The organism is Methylobacterium sp. E-041 (assembly GCF_022829665.1).
Classification (GTDB): domain Bacteria; phylum Pseudomonadota; class Alphaproteobacteria; order Rhizobiales; family Beijerinckiaceae; genus Methylobacterium.
The window spans coordinates 1-585 of record NZ_JAKSYQ010000208.1 but is presented as its reverse complement, the minus strand read 5'-3'; the positions used below and the strand labels follow the sequence as shown (position 1 = coordinate 585).

Genomic DNA, 585 nt, shown 5'->3' with positions numbered 1-585 from the left:
CCAAGCTAATCCTCTCAATCAGCACGGTCCAGAGCCAGCCTGTCAGGTCAGCGGCAGAGCGCGACTTCCTCCCGGTCAGCGACGTGGTGAGGGCCCATGTCGATCTGATCGGGCGAGGCCTGGACATCGCGGGTGGGTCGGTGTTCAACGTCGCCTCGGGGCGGCCGCGAAGCATCGCCAGCGTGTTGCACGACCTGCGCCCGCACGCGCGGGTGCCGTTCGAGGTCCGGGTCGCACCGGACAGGCCGCGCCCATCGGAGATCCCGGTGGCGGCCGGCGATGCGACGCGCCTGACGGAGGCCACAGGCTGGACGCCTAAGGCCGACTGGGACGCGGCGCTCGCCGACGTGCTCGAACACGCCAGGGCGACCCTGGGCCGAACGAAACAATGGGCTGGCTGAAAGACGTGGATAGAGTCTTGCAATCCCCCACAGTGTCGTTGGCTATCCTGCCCGTGATCCTGTGCGGCGGCTCGGGCACGCGGCTGTGGCCGGTATCGCGCGAGAGCATGCCGAAGCAGTTCGCGCGGCTGGTGGACGCGTCGGAATCGACGTTCCAGGCCACCGCGCGGCGGGTGGGCGACGC

General features: G+C 69.4%; 1 protein-coding gene and 1 pseudogene. Both read left to right on the top strand.

Going from position 1 to position 585, the window contains the following annotated elements; genetic code table 11:
* Positions 1-401: pseudogene (locus MKK70_RS19575) on the top strand (GDP-mannose 4,6-dehydratase); the annotation flags it as partial.
* The coding region (locus MKK70_RS19570) for a sugar phosphate nucleotidyltransferase (RefSeq protein WP_243949424.1) at positions 389-585 on the top strand (197 nt) is incomplete at its 3' end. The pseudogene MKK70_RS19575 and the gene MKK70_RS19570, both read left to right, overlap by 13 nt.